Raw genomic sequence first — 13,417 nt, 5'->3', positions numbered from 1 at the left:
CGGTCAATTCTCGAGCAATCTGACGTGGGAAAACCCAGGCTTATTCAGCCTGGGCTCCGATAATCGTGACCTTGCCGCCGGCCTTCTCGACCGCGGCAAGCGCGTTCTTGGAGGCACCGGCGACCTCGAAGGTCACTCCCGCCTTCAGCTCGCCATCGGCGAGCAGGCGGACACCGTCCTTGACGCGGCGGATGACGCCGGCGGCCTTGAGGGCCTCGGCCGTCACGGTCTGGGAAGCATCGAGCTTGCCGGCATCGATCGCGGTCTGGACGCGGGCAAGCGAGACCGCGTTGAACGACTTGGCGAAGATGTTGGTGAAGCCGCGCTTCGGCAGGCGACGATGCAGCGGCATCTGGCCGCCCTCGAAGCCCTTGATGGCAACGCCCGAGCGGGACTTCTGACCCTTGACGCCACGGCCACCGGTCTTGCCCTTGCCCGAACCGATACCACGACCGACGCGCATGCGGTCCTTCGTGGCACCCGGATTGTCCCGGAGTTCATTCAGTTTCATCGTATGTCTCCCCGCATCCCTTACGCGTCTTCGACGACGCGCACGAGGTGCTGAACCTTCCGGATCATGCCGCGCACTTCCGGGGTATCCTTCAGCGTCGAGCGGCGGTGCATCTTGTTCAGACCAAGACCGACGAGCGTCGCCCGCTGGTCCTTCGGGCGCCGGATCGGGCTACCCACCTGCTCGACCGTGACGGTCTTTTCGTTCGCCATGGAACCAAGCCTTTCTCAAGCTGGGGTCGGCAATCGCCGGGTTCAAGCCTCGGCGGCCGGAACGCTGTCGTCGATGTCGCGGCGACGCGACTGGATCTGCGAAACCTTGAGGCCGCGGCGGGCAGCGACCGAGCGCGGGCTGTCCTCCTGCTTCAGGGCCTCGAAGGTGGCGCGCACCATGTTGTAGGGGTTCGCCGAGCCGAGCGACTTCGCCACCACGTCCTGGACGCCGAGCGTCTCGAACACGGCGCGCATCGGACCGCCGGCGATGATGCCGGTACCGGCCGGAGCCGCACGCAGCACGACCTTGCCGGCACCATGACGGCCATTGACGTCATGATGCAGAGTGCGGCCTTCGCGCAGAGCCACGCGGATCATCGAGCGCTTGGCGGCCTCGGTCGCCTTGCGGATCGCCTCCGGCACCTCACGCGCCTTGCCGTGACCGAAGCCGACGCGGCCCTTCTGGTCGCCGACCACGACGAGTGCGGCAAATCCGAAGCGGCGTCCGCCCTTCACGACCTTGGCGACGCGGTTGATGTGCACGAGCTTGTCGACAAACTCGCTGTCGCGCTCGGCGCGATCGCCACCGCGCTCCCGTGTATCCTGTCTCGCCATAATATTCGCTTCCGTTTGTCTGTGAGCGTCTTGACGACGATCAGAATTCCAGTCCGCCCTCGCGCGCGGCCTCGGCCAGAGCCTTGACCCGCCCGTGGTACATGTAGCCGCCACGGTCGAACACGACCTGGGTGACGCCAGCAGCCTTGGCCCGCTCCGCGATGAGCTTGCCGACCTCGGCCGCAGCCGAGATGTTGCCGCCGGTCTTCAGCGTGCCACGAAGATCCTTCTCGACCGTCGAGGCGGACGCCAGGGTGTGACCCTGCACGTCGTCGATGATCTGAGCATAGATCTGCTTGGACGAACGGTGCACCGACAGACGCGGACGGCCGTTCATAACCTTCTTGATCGAACGACGGACGCGGTCGCGGCGACGTTCGAAGCCATTGTTTGTCTTCGCCATGATCCGGTCCGTTACTTCTTCTTGCCTTCCTTACGGACGATATACTCGCCCGCAAAGCGAATGCCCTTGCCCTTGTAGGGCTCCGGCGGCCTGTACTTGCGGATTTCCGCCGCAACCTGGCCAACGCGCTGCTTGTCGATGCCTGTGATGACGATCTCCGTCGGCTTCGGGCAAACGGCCTCGATGCCCTCGGGCATCGCGTAGACCACGTCATGGGAGAACCCGAGCGCGAGCTGCAGGTTCTTGCCCTGCACCTGGGCACGGTAACCGACGCCGGTGATCTCGAGCTTCCGCTCGAACCCCTTGCTGACGCCCGTCACCAGGTTCTCGATCATCGTGCGGGACATGCCCCACATGGCGCGCGCAGGCTTGCTGTCCTCGCGCATCTTCACCGAGATGCCGTCGTCACTCATTTCGGCCAGAACGAGGCTGTTGAGCACGAAGGAAAGCTCTCCCTTCGGGCCCTTGACCTCAACCGTCTGACCGTTGATCGTTGCCGTTACCCCGCTAGGCACGGGGACTGGCTTCTTGCCAATTCGAGACATATGACCAACCTGTCCAGTTCACTTGCCGGGCAGAGACTGCCGCATCAGAAGATGCGGCAGAGAACCTCGCCACCCACATTCTGTTCACGGGCATCGTGATCCGCCATCACGCCACGCGGCGTGGAGAGGATCGAAACACCCAGACCGTTCGCGACGCGCGGGATATTCTTCACCGAGGAATACACCCGCCGGCCCGGCTTGGAGACACGCTCGATGGAGCGGATCACGGGCTCGCCGTCGAAATACTTCAGCTCGATCTCGAGCTCGGACTTGCCGCCCTCGAACTCGACCGTCGAATAGCCGCGGATATACCCTTCCGCGACCAAAACGTCGAGCACATGTTCGCGCAGCTTCGAAGCGGGCGTCGAGACCTTGCTCTTGCGCCGCATCTGAGCGTTGCGGATCCGGGTGAGCATATCGCCCAAGGGATCGGAAATCGCCATCGGACCGTCTCCTTACCAGCTCGACTTCACGAGGCCCGGGACCAAACCCTTGGAGCCCAGCTCGCGAAGCGCAACGCGCGACATCTTCAGCTTGCGGTAATAGCCGCGCGGGCGGCCGGTGACTTCACACCGGTTGCGCAGGCGGATTTCCGCGGAGTTGCGCGGGAGCTTCGACAGCTTGAGGCGCGCCGTATAACGCTCCTCAAGCGACAGGCTCTCGTCCTTCGCCACAGCCTTCAGCGCCGCGCGCTTCTCGGCATACTTTTTAACGAGCCGCTCGCGCCGCTTGTTCTTCTCGATCGCGCTCTTCTTCGCCATCGTCTGTCCTCGTTCTTTCCCGTTTACTTACGGAACGGGAAGTTGAACGCGCGCAGAAGCTCGCGCGCCTCGTCATCATTGTCCGCAGACGTGCACACGATCACGTCAAGGCCCCAGATCTGGTCAACCTTGTCGTAATTGATCTCCGGGAACACGATGTGCTCCTTGATGCCCATGGCATAGTTGCCACGCCCGTCGAAGCTCTTCGCGTTCAGGCCGCGGAAGTCACGAACGCGCGGCAGCGCGATGGTGATCAGGCGGTCCAGGAACTCGTACATGCGCTCGCCGCGCAGCGTGACCTTGGCGCCGAGCGGCATGCCCTCGCGCACCTTGAAGGTGGCGATGGACTTGCGAGCGCGGGTGATCACCGGCTTCTGACCGGCGATCATCGCCAGGTCCTCGGCGGCGATCTTCGCCTTCTTGCTGTCCGCGACGGCTTCGCCCACGCCCATGTTGAGAACGATCTTCTCAAGCGTCGGGATCTGCATCGGGTTCTTGTAGTTGAACTTCTCCTGCAGGGCCGGACGGATCTTTTCCAGATATTCCGTCTTCAGCCGCGGAGCGGTCTTGGTCTCAGCCATCGATCAGATCCCCCGAACGCTTGGCCACGCGCACCTTGGTGCCGTCTTCCTTGATCTGGAACCCGACGCGCGTCGGCTTGCCATCCTTGGGGTCGGCAAGCGCCAGGTTCGACACGTGAACCGGCAGCTCCTTCGAAACGATGCCACCTTCCGACTGGGCGGTCTGGCGCTGGTGGCGACGAACCACATTCACGCCACGCACCACAGCCTTGTTCTCATCCGGCAGCATGCGGACAATTTCACCGGTCTTGCCCTTGTCACGGCCGGTGAGCACGACGACAGTGTCGCCCTTCTTGATCTTGGCGGCCATTACAAAACCTCCGGCGCGAGCGAGATCACCTTCATGTGGTTCTTCGCACGCAGTTCACGCGGAACCGGGCCGAAGATACGGGTCCCGATCGGTTCCTTGTTGTTGTTGACCAGCACGGCCGCATTGCGGTCGAACCGGATCACGGAGCCGTCGGGCCGGCGGATATCCTTCGCCGTGCGCACAACGACCGCTTTCATCACGTCGCCCTTCTTGACGCGGCCGCGCGGATTGGCCTCCTTGACGCTGACGACGATGATGTCGCCGACGCTGGCATATTTCCGCTTCGAGCCGCCGAGCACCTTGATGCACATGACACGACGGGCGCCGGAATTGTCCGCCACGTCGAGGTTTGTTTGCATCTGAATCATGACTGGCCGCCTTATTCTTCTTTCACCGCGCCCGACACCGGACGCCGGAAGTCACGTCAGTCCGCGGTCGACCCTTCGACAACGGTCCAGGTTTTGGTCTTCGAGATCGGCGCGCATTCCTGGATGAGGACGGTGTCCCCGACCTTGTGCGCGTTGGTCTCGTCATGCGCCCGATACTTCTTCGAGCGACGAACGGTCTTCTTGTAGAGCGGATGCGTGAAGCGGCGCTCCACACGAACCGTCACCGTCTTTTCGTTGGCGTCGCTGACCACGACGCCCTGCAGAACGCGTTTCGGCATTTCGATCTCCTTACGCGCTTGTCGCCACGCGCTTCTCGCGCATGATAGTCTGGATGCGGGCGATGTCGCGGCGCACCTGGCGAACCCGCGCCGTGTTCTCAAGCTGGCCGGTGGCCCGCTGAAAGCGCAGGTTGAACTGCTCCTTCTTCAGGCTCTCGAGCTCCGTTCCCAGCTCGTCCATGGTCTTTGCCCGAACGTCTGTCGCCTTCATGGCACTAGTCTCCTGGTCGCGCCTCAGTCGGCGATACGCTGGACGAAGCGGCACTTGATCGGCAGCTTCGCTGCCGCAAGGCGCATCGCCTCGCGCGCCGTATCTTCCGGCACGCCGTCGATTTCGAACATGATCCGACCGGGCTTGACCTTGCAGGCCCAATAGTCCGGCGAACCCTTACCCTTACCCATGCGGACTTCGGTCGGCTTCGACGAAACCGGCACGTCCGGGAAGATCCTGATCCAAACACGGCCCGCACGCTTCATGTGACGGGTCATGGCACGACGGGCCGCCTCGATCTGGCGCGCGGTCACCCGCTCCGGCTCGACGGCCTTGAGGCCGAAGGCGCCGAAGTTGAGATCCGTACCGCCCTTGGCGGTGCCGTGGATCCGGCCCTTGTGCTGCTTGCGGAACTTCGTTCGCTTCGGTTGCAGCATCTCTTCTCTCGCTCTTTGCTTCTGTCCAAGACCCGACCGGCGCCGTTAGGCGGCGCGGCCGCGCTCGCGCTCGCGGCGTCCGCCGCCCTGATTGGTCCCGTCGCCCTCGACCGCGCGGCGCTCGGAGGCCATCGGATCGTGCTCAAGGATCTCGCCCTTGAAGATCCAGACCTTGACGCCGCAGGTGCCGTAGGCCGTATGCGCCGTCGAAACACCATAGTCGATGTCCGCGCGCAGCGTGTGCAGCGGCACCCGGCCCTCGCGATACCACTCGGTCCGCGCGATCTCCGCGCCACCCAGACGGCCGCCGCAGTTGATGCGGATGCCCTGGGCGCCCATGCGCATCGCCGACTGAACGGCGCGCTTCATGGCGCGGCGGAACGCGACGCGGCGCTCGAGCTGCTGCGAGATCGAGTCGGCGACCAACTGGGCGTCGATCTCGGGCTTGCGCACCTCAACGATGTTGATGTGCACGTCCGACGAGGTCATCTCGGACAGCGCCTTGCGCAGCTTCTCGATGTCGGCGCCCTTCTTGCCGATGATCACGCCAGGGCGGCCCGAATGGACCGTGACGCGGCACTTGCGGTGCGGGCGCTCGACGACGACCTTGGAGACCGCCGCCTGCTTCAGGGCCTTGAGGATATACTCGCGAATGCGGAAATCCTCGTGCAGCAGCTTGCCGTACTCGCCCTTGTCCGCGTACCAGCGCGAATCCCAGGTGCGGTTGATGCCGAGCCGCAGGCCGATCGGATTAACTTTCTGTCCCATCAGACAGTCTCCTCGATTTCGCGGACGACGATGGTCAGGTTCGAAAACGGCTTCTCGATCCGACCGACGCGGCCGCGAGCACGCGCCTGGAACCGCTTGATCACGAAAGCCTTGCCCACATGGGCCTCGGCGACGACAAGGCTGTCGACGTCGAGATCGTGATTGTTCTCGGCATTGGCGATCGCCGACATCAGCGTCTTCTTGACGTCGTCGGAGATCCGCTTGCGGGAGAAGGTGAGGTCGGCGAGCGCCTTTTCAACCTTCTTGCCGCGGATCGAGGCCGCGACGAGGTTGAGCTTGCGCGGCGAGACCCGCAGCATCCGGGCGACCGCCTTCGCCTCGTTATCGGCGAGCGCGCGCCCGCCCTTCGGCTTGCCCATCGTTACTTCCTCTTCGCCTTCTTGTCAGCGCCGTGGCCGTAATAGGTCCGGGTCGGCGAGAACTCGCCGAACTTGTGACCGATCATGTCCTCGGACACCAGAACCGGAACGTGCTTCTGACCATTGTAGACGCCGAAGGTCAGACCGACGAACTGCGGCAGGATGGTCGAGCGCCGGCTCCACATCTTGATGACTTCGTTGCGACCCGAGGCGCGGACCTTCTCTGCCTTCTTCAGCAGAAAGCCGTCGACGAACGGGCCTTTCCAAACAGAACGTGCCATTCCAGGCCCCTCTTACTTCTTGCGCGCGTGGCGGCTGCGGACGATGAACTTGTCCGTGGCCTTGTTGCGACGCGTGCGCTTGCCCTTGGTCGGCTTGCCCCACGGGGTGACCGGATGACGGCCACCCGAGGTGCGGCCCTCGCCACCACCATGCGGGTGATCGACCGGGTTCATGGCGACACCGCGCACATGCGGACGACGACCCATCCAGCGCGACCGACCGGCCTTGCCGAGGTTGATGTTGCCGTGATCCGGGTTGGACACGGCACCGATCGAGGCCATGCAGGTGCCGAGGATGCGGCGCTGCTCGCCCGACTGCAGGCGGACCGTGGTGTAACCTTGGTCGCGGCCGACGATCTGAGCGTAGGCGCCGGCGGAGCGGGCGATCTGACCGCCCTTGCCCGGCTTCATCTCGACATTGTGCACGATGGTGCCGACCGGGATCGACGCCAGCGGCATCGCGTTGCCCGGCTTCACGTCGACCAGCTTGCCCGAGACGACCTTGTCGCCAACGGCCAGGCGCTGCGGCGCCAGGATGTAGGCCAGCTCGCCGTCCTCATACTTGATGAGGGCGATGAACGCGGTCCGGTTCGGATCGTACTCGATGCGCTCGACGGTCGCGAACATGTCCGCCTTCGTGCGCTTGAAGTCGATCAGACGGTAGCGGCGCTTGTGTCCACCACCCCGGTTCGGAGAGGTCGTGCGGCCCATGTTGTTGCGGCCGCCCGTCTTCGACAGGCCTTCCGTGAGCGTCTTGACCGGCTTGCCCTTGTAGAGGGTCGAGCGGTCGACCATCACCAACTGGCGGCGGCCGGGCGACGTCGGATTAAAGGTCTTGAGTGCCATCTTTCCTTCTCCGCCCTCAGAGTCCGGTGGTGACGTCGATGGACTGGCCATCGGCAAGCGTCACGACCGCCTTCTTGACGTCGGACTGCTGGCCGATACGACCGCGGAAGCGCTTCACCTTGCCCTTGCGGACGAGGGTGTTCACTGCCGTGACCTTGACGCCGAACAGCGCCTCGACGGCTGCCTTGATCTCGGGCTTGGTCGCCGTCGAAGAGACGTTGAACACGACCTTGTTCTGCTCCGAAGCGAAGGTCGCCTTCTCGGTGATCACCGGGGAAACGACCGTGTCATAGTGCTTCAGGTTGGTCATTTGAACCGCTCCTCGAGAGCCGTCACCGCCGACTTGGTCAGCACCAGCGTCTCACGACGCAGGATGTCGTAGACATTGATGCCCTCGACCGGCAGCACGTCGATCGCGGGAATGTTGCGCGACGCCAGGCCGAAATTCCGATCCAGCTCGCTGCCGTCGATGAACAGCGCGTTGGTCAGGCCCAGCTTGGCGAAGCGAGCGACAAGCGCCTTCGTCTTCGCCTCGTCGATCGCCGCCGCCTCCACGATGATCAGGCCTTCGGCCTTCACCTTCGCGGACAGGGCATGGCGCAGGCCGAGCGCGCGGATCTTCTTCGGCAGATCGTGGGCGTGGCTGCGCACGACCGGGCCGTGCGCCTTGCCGCCACCGCGGAACTGCGGAGCCTTCTTGTTGCCGTGGCGGGCGCCGCCGGAGCCCTTCTGGCGGACGAACTTCTTCGTCGAGCCAGTGACTTCCGAGCGCTGCTTCGCCTTGTGGGTACCGGCCTGGCGCTTGGCAAGCTGCCAGCGCACGACGCGGTGGATCAGGTCGGTGCGCGGGTCGAGACCGAAGATCTCGTCCGACACCGTGATCGAACCGGCGGCGGCCCCGTCGAGGGTCTTCACCTCAAGTTCCATCACTCGCTCTCCTTCTCGACCGCAGCAGCGGCAGCGGCGGACGCACGGAACGCGCCCGGCGTCGGCACGCCATCCGGCAGGGCCTTCTTGACGGCGTCGCGAACGACGATCCAGCCGCCCTTCGAACCCGGGACCGCGCCCTGGATCATGATCAGGCCGCGCTCCGGATCGGTGCGGACGATCTTCAGGTTCTGCGTCGTCACCTGCTCGGCGCCCATGTGACCGGCCATCTTCTTACCCTTGAAGATCTTGCCCGGGTCCTGGCACTGGCCGACGGAACCATGCGAACGGTGCGAGATCGACACGCCGTGCGAGGCGCGCAGACCACCGAAGTTGTGACGCTTCATGGCACCGGCGAAGCCCTTGCCGATCGAGGTGCCCGTGACGTCCACGAACTGGCCCTCGACGAAATGGTCGGCCGTGATCTCCGCACCCACCTCGATCACGTTCTCCTGGGAGACGCGGAACTCGGCGAGCTTGCGCTTCGGCTCGACGCTGGCAACGGCGAAATGACCGCGCATGGCCTTCGACGTATTCTTCACCTTGGCCAGACCGGCGCCGACCTGCAGCGCGACATAGCCATTCTTCTCTTCCGTCCGGTGGGCAACGACCTGACAGTTTTCGAGCTTCAGCACCGTCACCGGCACATGCTCACCCGCATCGTTATAGATGCGCGTCATACCCACCTTCTGTGCGATCACTCCAGAACGCATCGGCGTGTCCCCTTGTGAGCGCCTTACAGCTTGATCTCGACGTCGACACCGGCCGCGAGGTCGAGCTTCATCAGCGCGTCCACGGTCTGCGGCGTCGGATCAACGATGTCGAGGAGGCGCTTGTGAGTGCGCATCTCGAACTGATCACGGCTTTTCTTGTCGATATGCGGACCACGAAGCACGGTGTACTTCTCGATCCGCGTGGGCAGCGGCACCGGGCCGCGAACTTGTGCACCGGTCCGCTTCGCCGTGTTGACGATCTCGCGGGTCGACGCATCGAGAACTCGATGGTCGAACGCCTTGAGACGGATCCGAATGTTCTGACCGTTCATCTCTCAATCCCCGAGCGGGACGGCGGAACGGGGTATCCGTTCCGCCTTGTTGGTTACTTGATGATGGAGGCGACGACGCCGGCGCCGACGGTACGGCCGCCTTCGCGGATCGCGAAGCGCAGGCCCTCTTCCATCGCGATCGGCACGATCAGCTCGACCTCGACCGACACGTTGTCCCCCGGCATCACCATCTCCGTGCCTTCCGGCAGCGACACCACACCCGTCACGTCCGTCGTGCGGAAGTAGAACTGCGGACGGTAGTTGGTGAAGAACGGCGTGTGACGGCCACCCTCTTCCTTCGTCAGGATGTAGGCCTCGGCCTTGAACTTCGTGTGCGGCGTCACCGAACCCGGCTTGCACAGAACCTGACCACGCTCCACGTCCTCACGGCCAACGCCGCGGATCAGCGCGCCGATGTTGTCGCCGGCCTGGCCCTGGTCCAGAAGCTTGCGGAACATCTCGACGCCCGTCACCGTCGTCTTCCGGGTGTCGCGGATGCCGACGATCTCGACTTCCTCGCCAACCTTCACGATGCCGCGCTCGACGCGACCCGTCACAACCGTGCCGCGGCCCGAGATCGAGAACACGTCCTCGATCGGCATCAGGAACGGCATGTCAACCGGACGCTCCGGCGTCGGGATGTAGTCGTCGACCGCAGCCATCAGCTCGCGGATCTTCGTCTCGCCGATCGCCTCGTCGCGACCCTCGAGAGCCGCAAGCGCCGAACCGGCAACGATCGGAATGTCGTCGCCCGGGAACTCGTAGGACGAAAGCAGCTCGCGCACTTCCATCTCGACCAGCTCGAGCAGCTCGGCATCGTCCACCTGGTCGACCTTGTTCAGGAACACGACCAGAGCCGGAACGCCGACCTGACGGGCCAGCAGGATGTGCTCGCGGGTCTGCGGCATCGGGCCGTCGGCCGCCGAGCAGACCAGGATCGCGCCGTCCATCTGCGCCGCACCCGTGATCATGTTCTTCACGTAGTCGGCGTGACCCGGGCAGTCCACGTGAGCGTAGTGACGCGCTTCCGTCTCGTACTCGACATGCGCCGTCGAGATCGTGATGCCGCGGGCCCGCTCTTCCGGCGCCGCGTCGATCTGGTCATACGCCTTGAACTCGCCGAAAAACTTCGTGATCGCCGCCGTCAGCGTCGTCTTGCCATGGTCGACGTGGCCGATCGTGCCAATGTTCACGTGCGGCTTCGTCCGCTCAAACTTTGCTTTCGCCATCGGATTTCTCCGTACCTTGTTTATTCAGTTGATGTGGCGGTGACGGCAATCAGGCGTACTTGGCCTGAACTTCCTGCGCGACAGCCTGCGGAACCTGCTCGTAGTGGTCGAACACCATCGAGTACTGGGCACGTCCCTGCGACATCGAGCGCAGGTTGTTGACGTAACCGAACATGTTGGCCAGCGGCACCATGGCGTTCACCGCGGTGACGACACCGCGATTCTCGGTGCCGGTGATCTGGCCACGACGGGAGTTCAGATCGCCGATGACATCGCCCATATAGTCTTCAGGCGTCACCACCTCGACCTTCATGATCGGCTCGAGCAGCTTCGGAGCGGCCTTCTGAATGGCCTCACGGAAACCGGCACGCGCCGCGATCTCGAACGCCAGGACCGAGGAGTCGACGTCATGGTAGGCACCGTCGATGAGGGTGGCCTTGATGTCGACCATCGGGAAGCCGGCCAGCGGGCCCGAGGACATGACGCTCTCGATACCCTTGGTGACGCCCGGGATGTACTCCTTCGGGACCGAACCACCCACGATCGTGCTCTGGAACGCGTAGCCGGCACCCGGCTCGTTCGGCTCGATCACCAGCTTGATGCGGGCGAACTGGCCCGTACCGCCGGTCTGCTTCTTGTGGGTGTAGTCGATCTCCGCCTGGCGGGTGATCGTCTCGCGATAGGCCACCTGCGGCGCGCCGATATTGGCCTCGACCTTGAACTCGCGCTTCATGCGATCGACGATGATGTCGAGGTGAAGCTCGCCCATGCCGGCGATGATCGTCTGGCCGGACTCCTCGTCGGTCTTGACGCGGAAGGACGGATCCTCGGCGGCCAGACGGTTGAGCGCCAGGCCCATCTTCTCCTGGTCGCCCTTGGTCTTCGGCTCGACGGCGATCTCGATGACCGGATCCGGGAACTCCATGCGCTCCAGGATGACCGGCTTCAGCGGGTCGCACAGCGTGTCGCCCGTGGTCGTGTCCTTCAGGCCGGCGATCGCGACGATGTCGCCCGCATAGGCGATCTCGATGTCCTCACGCGAATTCGCGTGCATCTGCATCATGCGGCCGACGCGCTCCTTCTTCTCCTTCACGGTGTTCTGGAGAGACACGCCCTTGGTCAGGACGCCGGAGTAGATGCGGCAGAAGGTCAGCGAGCCGACGAACGGATCGTTGGCGATCTTGAAGGCCAGCATGGAGAGCGGCTCTTCGTCGCTCGACTTGCGATTGGTCTCGGTCTCGGTCTTCGGGTCGATACCCTTGATCGCCGGAACGTCGACCGGGCTCGGCAGGTAGTCGACGACACCGTCGAGCAACGGCTGCACGCCCTTGTTCTTGAAGGCCGAACCGCAGAACACCGGAACGAACTCGCTGTTCACCGTGCCCTTGCGGATGAGCGCCTTCAGACCCTCGACCGTCGGCTCCTCGCCCTCGAGATAGGCTTCCATCGCGGCCTCGTCGGCCTCGACGGCGGTCTCGATCATCAGATCGCGATACTCCTGCGCCTTGTCGGCGAGGTCCGCGGGGATGTCGATCTCGTCCCAGGCGGCGCCGAGCGACTCGTCGCGCCAGATCAGGGCCTTCATCTTGATCAGGTCGACAACGCCGGCAAACTCGCTCTCGGCACCCACCGGGAGCTGCATGACGAGCGGCTTGGCACCAAGGCGCGTCTTGATCATCTCGACGCAGCGGTAGAAGTCCGCGCCAAGCTTGTCCATCTTGTTGACGAAGATCATGCGCGGGACGTGATACTTGTCCGCCTGGCGCCACACGGTCTCGGTCTGCGGCTCGACACCGGCATTGGCATCAAGCAGCGCCACCGCACCGTCGAGCACACGCAGGGAGCGCTCGACCTCGATGGTGAAGTCGACGTGACCCGGCGTATCGATGATGTTCAGCCGCTTGTTGTTCCAGAAGGCCGTCGTCGCAGCGGACGTGATCGTGATGCCACGCTCCTGCTCCTGCTCCATCCAGTCCATCGTGGCGGCGCCGTCATGGACTTCGCCGATCTTGTGGCTCTTGCCGGTGTAGAAGAGAATCCGCTCGGTCGTCGTGGTCTTGCCCGCATCGATGTGGGCCATGATGCCGAAATTGCGGTAGTCTTCGATCTTGTGAGTGCGCGACATGATGTCAGCCTCTCCGGTCCGGATTACCAGCGATAGTGCGAGAACGCGCGGTTGGCCTCAGCCATGCGGTGCGTGTCTTCGCGCTTCTTGACGGCGGAACCGCGGTTGTTCGCGGCATCCAGCAACTCGCCGGACAGACGATCGACCATCGTCGTCTCGTTGCGGTTGCGGGCTGCAGAGATCAGCCAGCGAATGGCAAGCGCCTGGCGACGGTCCGCACGGACCTCGACCGGCACCTGATAGGTGGCGCCACCGACGCGGCGGGAGCGAACCTCGACCTGCGGCATGACATTGTCGAGAGCCGCATGGAACACCTCGACCGGGTTCTGACGAACCTTGCCCTCGATAACCTCGAAAGCGCCGTAGACGATCCGTTCGGCGGCCGACTTCTTGCCGTGGTACATGATCGAATTCATGAACTTGGTGACAACGGTGTCCCCGAACTTCGGATCGGGATTGATTTCGCGCTTTTCAGCCTTGTGACGGCGTGACATGGCAGATCCTCAGACCTTGACTTTCAAAGAACCAGCCCGGGGCTGGCCTTTCTTGCGCTTACGGGAACC

General features: G+C 63.8%; 24 protein-coding genes. All 24 read right to left on the bottom strand.

What is annotated here, in order from left to right:
- Positions 1-40 precede the first annotated feature (40 nt).
- Genes rplO through rpsG form a run of 24 tightly spaced genes read right to left on the bottom strand, consistent with a single transcriptional unit; the run spans position 41 to position 13,348 of the window.
- Positions 41-511, bottom strand: a complete 471-nt coding sequence (gene rplO, locus TSB10P1A_RS03280) for a 50S ribosomal protein L15 (RefSeq protein WP_186386460.1) — start codon at positions 509-511, stop codon at positions 41-43.
- Between the two features lie 20 nt (positions 512-531).
- The gene (gene rpmD / locus TSB10P1A_RS03275; protein WP_067216479.1) at positions 532-723 is read right to left on the bottom strand and encodes a 50S ribosomal protein L30; all 192 of its coding nucleotides are present in this window, start codon (positions 721-723) and stop codon (positions 532-534) included.
- A 42-nt stretch (positions 724-765) separates the two neighbouring features.
- Entirely contained in the window at positions 766-1,338 is a 573-nt protein-coding gene (rpsE, locus tag TSB10P1A_RS03270; RefSeq protein WP_067216481.1) for a 30S ribosomal protein S5, read from the bottom strand.
- A 40-nt stretch (positions 1,339-1,378) separates the two neighbouring features.
- The gene (gene rplR, locus TSB10P1A_RS03265; RefSeq protein ID WP_186386459.1) at positions 1,379-1,741 is read right to left on the bottom strand and encodes a 50S ribosomal protein L18; all 363 of its coding nucleotides are present in this window, start codon (positions 1,739-1,741) and stop codon (positions 1,379-1,381) included.
- Between the two features lie 11 nt (positions 1,742-1,752).
- Complete coding sequence (rplF, locus tag TSB10P1A_RS03260; protein ID WP_186386458.1) at positions 1,753-2,286, bottom strand: 50S ribosomal protein L6; 534 nt, start codon at positions 2,284-2,286, stop codon at positions 1,753-1,755.
- A gap of 44 nt (positions 2,287-2,330) precedes the next feature.
- The gene (gene rpsH / locus TSB10P1A_RS03255) at positions 2,331-2,729 is read right to left on the bottom strand and encodes a 30S ribosomal protein S8 (RefSeq protein WP_186386457.1); all 399 of its coding nucleotides are present in this window, start codon (positions 2,727-2,729) and stop codon (positions 2,331-2,333) included.
- A gap of 12 nt (positions 2,730-2,741) precedes the next feature.
- On the bottom strand, positions 2,742-3,047 hold the full coding sequence (rpsN, locus tag TSB10P1A_RS03250) for a 30S ribosomal protein S14 (protein WP_186386456.1): 306 nt from the start codon (positions 3,045-3,047) through the stop codon (positions 2,742-2,744).
- Positions 3,048-3,070: 23 nt separating this feature from the next.
- Positions 3,071-3,628: a 50S ribosomal protein L5 gene (gene rplE / locus TSB10P1A_RS03245; RefSeq protein ID WP_186386455.1), complete on the bottom strand. Its 558-nt coding sequence runs from the start codon at positions 3,626-3,628 to the stop codon at positions 3,071-3,073.
- Positions 3,621-3,938, bottom strand: a complete 318-nt coding sequence (gene rplX, locus TSB10P1A_RS03240) for a 50S ribosomal protein L24 (RefSeq protein ID WP_067216494.1) — start codon at positions 3,936-3,938, stop codon at positions 3,621-3,623. Before rplX ends, rplE begins: the two co-directional genes overlap by 8 nt.
- Complete coding sequence (gene rplN, locus TSB10P1A_RS03235; RefSeq protein WP_067216497.1) at positions 3,938-4,306, bottom strand: 50S ribosomal protein L14; 369 nt, start codon at positions 4,304-4,306, stop codon at positions 3,938-3,940. The genes rplX and rplN overlap by 1 nt, the downstream gene beginning before the upstream one ends.
- A 56-nt stretch (positions 4,307-4,362) precedes the next feature.
- Complete coding sequence (rpsQ, locus tag TSB10P1A_RS03230) at positions 4,363-4,605, bottom strand: 30S ribosomal protein S17 (protein WP_067216498.1); 243 nt, start codon at positions 4,603-4,605, stop codon at positions 4,363-4,365.
- 10 nt (positions 4,606-4,615) lie between these two features.
- On the bottom strand, positions 4,616-4,816 hold the full coding sequence (gene rpmC, locus TSB10P1A_RS03225; RefSeq protein ID WP_067216501.1) for a 50S ribosomal protein L29: 201 nt from the start codon (positions 4,814-4,816) through the stop codon (positions 4,616-4,618).
- Positions 4,817-4,839: 23 nt separating this feature from the next.
- Positions 4,840-5,253, bottom strand: a complete 414-nt coding sequence (rplP, locus tag TSB10P1A_RS03220) for a 50S ribosomal protein L16 (protein ID WP_067216503.1) — start codon at positions 5,251-5,253, stop codon at positions 4,840-4,842.
- Between the two features lie 45 nt (positions 5,254-5,298).
- On the bottom strand, positions 5,299-6,021 hold the full coding sequence (gene rpsC / locus TSB10P1A_RS03215) for a 30S ribosomal protein S3 (protein WP_186386454.1): 723 nt from the start codon (positions 6,019-6,021) through the stop codon (positions 5,299-5,301).
- On the bottom strand, positions 6,021-6,401 hold the full coding sequence (rplV, locus tag TSB10P1A_RS03210; RefSeq protein ID WP_186386453.1) for a 50S ribosomal protein L22: 381 nt from the start codon (positions 6,399-6,401) through the stop codon (positions 6,021-6,023). The genes rpsC and rplV overlap by 1 nt, the downstream gene beginning before the upstream one ends.
- Before the next feature lie 2 nt (positions 6,402-6,403).
- Positions 6,404-6,682: a 30S ribosomal protein S19 gene (gene rpsS, locus TSB10P1A_RS03205; RefSeq protein ID WP_067216510.1), complete on the bottom strand. Its 279-nt coding sequence runs from the start codon at positions 6,680-6,682 to the stop codon at positions 6,404-6,406.
- A gap of 12 nt (positions 6,683-6,694) precedes the next feature.
- Positions 6,695-7,528, bottom strand: coding sequence for a 50S ribosomal protein L2 (rplB, locus tag TSB10P1A_RS03200; protein ID WP_186386452.1), 834 nt, complete (start codon positions 7,526-7,528; stop codon positions 6,695-6,697).
- A gap of 16 nt (positions 7,529-7,544) precedes the next feature.
- Positions 7,545-7,838: a 50S ribosomal protein L23 gene (locus tag TSB10P1A_RS03195; protein ID WP_186386451.1), complete on the bottom strand. Its 294-nt coding sequence runs from the start codon at positions 7,836-7,838 to the stop codon at positions 7,545-7,547.
- Complete coding sequence (gene rplD, locus TSB10P1A_RS03190; RefSeq protein ID WP_186386450.1) at positions 7,835-8,455, bottom strand: 50S ribosomal protein L4; 621 nt, start codon at positions 8,453-8,455, stop codon at positions 7,835-7,837. Before rplD ends, TSB10P1A_RS03195 begins: the two co-directional genes overlap by 4 nt.
- Positions 8,455-9,168: a 50S ribosomal protein L3 gene (gene rplC / locus TSB10P1A_RS03185; RefSeq protein WP_186386449.1), complete on the bottom strand. Its 714-nt coding sequence runs from the start codon at positions 9,166-9,168 to the stop codon at positions 8,455-8,457. The genes rplD and rplC overlap by 1 nt, the downstream gene beginning before the upstream one ends.
- A gap of 23 nt (positions 9,169-9,191) precedes the next feature.
- On the bottom strand, positions 9,192-9,500 hold the full coding sequence (rpsJ, locus tag TSB10P1A_RS03180; RefSeq protein WP_067216522.1) for a 30S ribosomal protein S10: 309 nt from the start codon (positions 9,498-9,500) through the stop codon (positions 9,192-9,194).
- Between the two features lie 53 nt (positions 9,501-9,553).
- A complete protein-coding gene (gene tuf, locus TSB10P1A_RS03175; protein ID WP_186386438.1) occupies positions 9,554-10,729 on the bottom strand; it encodes an elongation factor Tu in 1,176 nt (391 codons plus the stop codon).
- 49 nt (positions 10,730-10,778) lie between these two features.
- Positions 10,779-12,854 (bottom strand): elongation factor G, encoded by a 2,076-nt coding sequence (fusA, locus tag TSB10P1A_RS03170; RefSeq protein ID WP_186386448.1) that lies wholly within the window; start codon positions 12,852-12,854, stop codon positions 10,779-10,781.
- Positions 12,855-12,877: 23 nt separating this feature from the next.
- Positions 12,878-13,348, bottom strand: coding sequence for a 30S ribosomal protein S7 (gene rpsG / locus TSB10P1A_RS03165; RefSeq protein WP_186386447.1), 471 nt, complete (start codon positions 13,346-13,348; stop codon positions 12,878-12,880).
- Positions 13,349-13,417 lie beyond the last annotated feature (69 nt).

Source organism: Stappia sp. TSB10P1A (assembly GCF_900185725.1).
GTDB lineage: Bacteria > Pseudomonadota > Alphaproteobacteria > Rhizobiales > Stappiaceae > Stappia.
Note: the sequence above shows the minus strand (reverse complement) of the source record. Positions and strands in the feature narration are given on the sequence as shown.

Coding starts and splice junctions, on each gene's coding strand:
- rplR (WP_186386459.1), bottom strand. CDS start 1,741: ATGGCGAAGACAAACAATGGCTTCGAACGTCGCCGCGACCGCGTCCGT.
- rpsE (WP_067216481.1), bottom strand. CDS start 1,338: ATGGCGAGACAGGATACACGGGAGCGCGGTGGCGATCGCGCCGAGCGC.
- rpsN (WP_186386456.1), bottom strand. CDS start 3,047: ATGGCGAAGAAGAGCGCGATCGAGAAGAACAAGCGGCGCGAGCGGCTC.
- tuf (WP_186386438.1), bottom strand. CDS start 10,729: ATGGCGAAAGCAAAGTTTGAGCGGACGAAGCCGCACGTGAACATTGGC.
- rplV (WP_186386453.1), bottom strand. CDS start 6,401: ATGGGCAAGCCGAAGGGCGGGCGCGCGCTCGCCGATAACGAGGCGAAG.
- rplB (WP_186386452.1), bottom strand. CDS start 7,528: ATGGCACTCAAGACCTTTAATCCGACGTCGCCCGGCCGCCGCCAGTTG.
- rpsH (WP_186386457.1), bottom strand. CDS start 2,729: ATGGCGATTTCCGATCCCTTGGGCGATATGCTCACCCGGATCCGCAAC.
- rpmD (WP_067216479.1), bottom strand. CDS start 723: ATGGCGAACGAAAAGACCGTCACGGTCGAGCAGGTGGGTAGCCCGATC.
- rplD (WP_186386450.1), bottom strand. CDS start 8,455: ATGGAACTTGAGGTGAAGACCCTCGACGGGGCCGCCGCCGGTTCGATC.
- rplP (WP_067216503.1), bottom strand. CDS start 5,253: ATGCTGCAACCGAAGCGAACGAAGTTCCGCAAGCAGCACAAGGGCCGG.
- TSB10P1A_RS03195 (WP_186386451.1), bottom strand. CDS start 7,838: ATGACCAACCTGAAGCACTATGACACGGTCGTTTCCCCGGTGATCACC.
- rpmC (WP_067216501.1), bottom strand. CDS start 4,816: ATGAAGGCGACAGACGTTCGGGCAAAGACCATGGACGAGCTGGGAACG.
- rplF (WP_186386458.1), bottom strand. CDS start 2,286: ATGTCTCGAATTGGCAAGAAGCCAGTCCCCGTGCCTAGCGGGGTAACG.
- rpsC (WP_186386454.1), bottom strand. CDS start 6,021: ATGGGACAGAAAGTTAATCCGATCGGCCTGCGGCTCGGCATCAACCGC.
- rplE (WP_186386455.1), bottom strand. CDS start 3,628: ATGGCTGAGACCAAGACCGCTCCGCGGCTGAAGACGGAATATCTGGAA.
- rpsS (WP_067216510.1), bottom strand. CDS start 6,682: ATGGCACGTTCTGTTTGGAAAGGCCCGTTCGTCGACGGCTTTCTGCTG.
- rplX (WP_067216494.1), bottom strand. CDS start 3,938: ATGGCCGCCAAGATCAAGAAGGGCGACACTGTCGTCGTGCTCACCGGC.
- rplC (WP_186386449.1), bottom strand. CDS start 9,168: ATGCGTTCTGGAGTGATCGCACAGAAGGTGGGTATGACGCGCATCTAT.
- rpsJ (WP_067216522.1), bottom strand. CDS start 9,500: ATGAACGGTCAGAACATTCGGATCCGTCTCAAGGCGTTCGACCATCGA.
- fusA (WP_186386448.1), bottom strand. CDS start 12,854: ATGTCGCGCACTCACAAGATCGAAGACTACCGCAATTTCGGCATCATG.
- rpsG (WP_186386447.1), bottom strand. CDS start 13,348: ATGTCACGCCGTCACAAGGCTGAAAAGCGCGAAATCAATCCCGATCCG.
- rpsQ (WP_067216498.1), bottom strand. CDS start 4,605: ATGCCGAAACGCGTTCTGCAGGGCGTCGTGGTCAGCGACGCCAACGAA.
- rplO (WP_186386460.1), bottom strand. CDS start 511: ATGAAACTGAATGAACTCCGGGACAATCCGGGTGCCACGAAGGACCGC.
- rplN (WP_067216497.1), bottom strand. CDS start 4,306: ATGATTCAGATGCAAACAAACCTCGACGTGGCGGACAATTCCGGCGCC.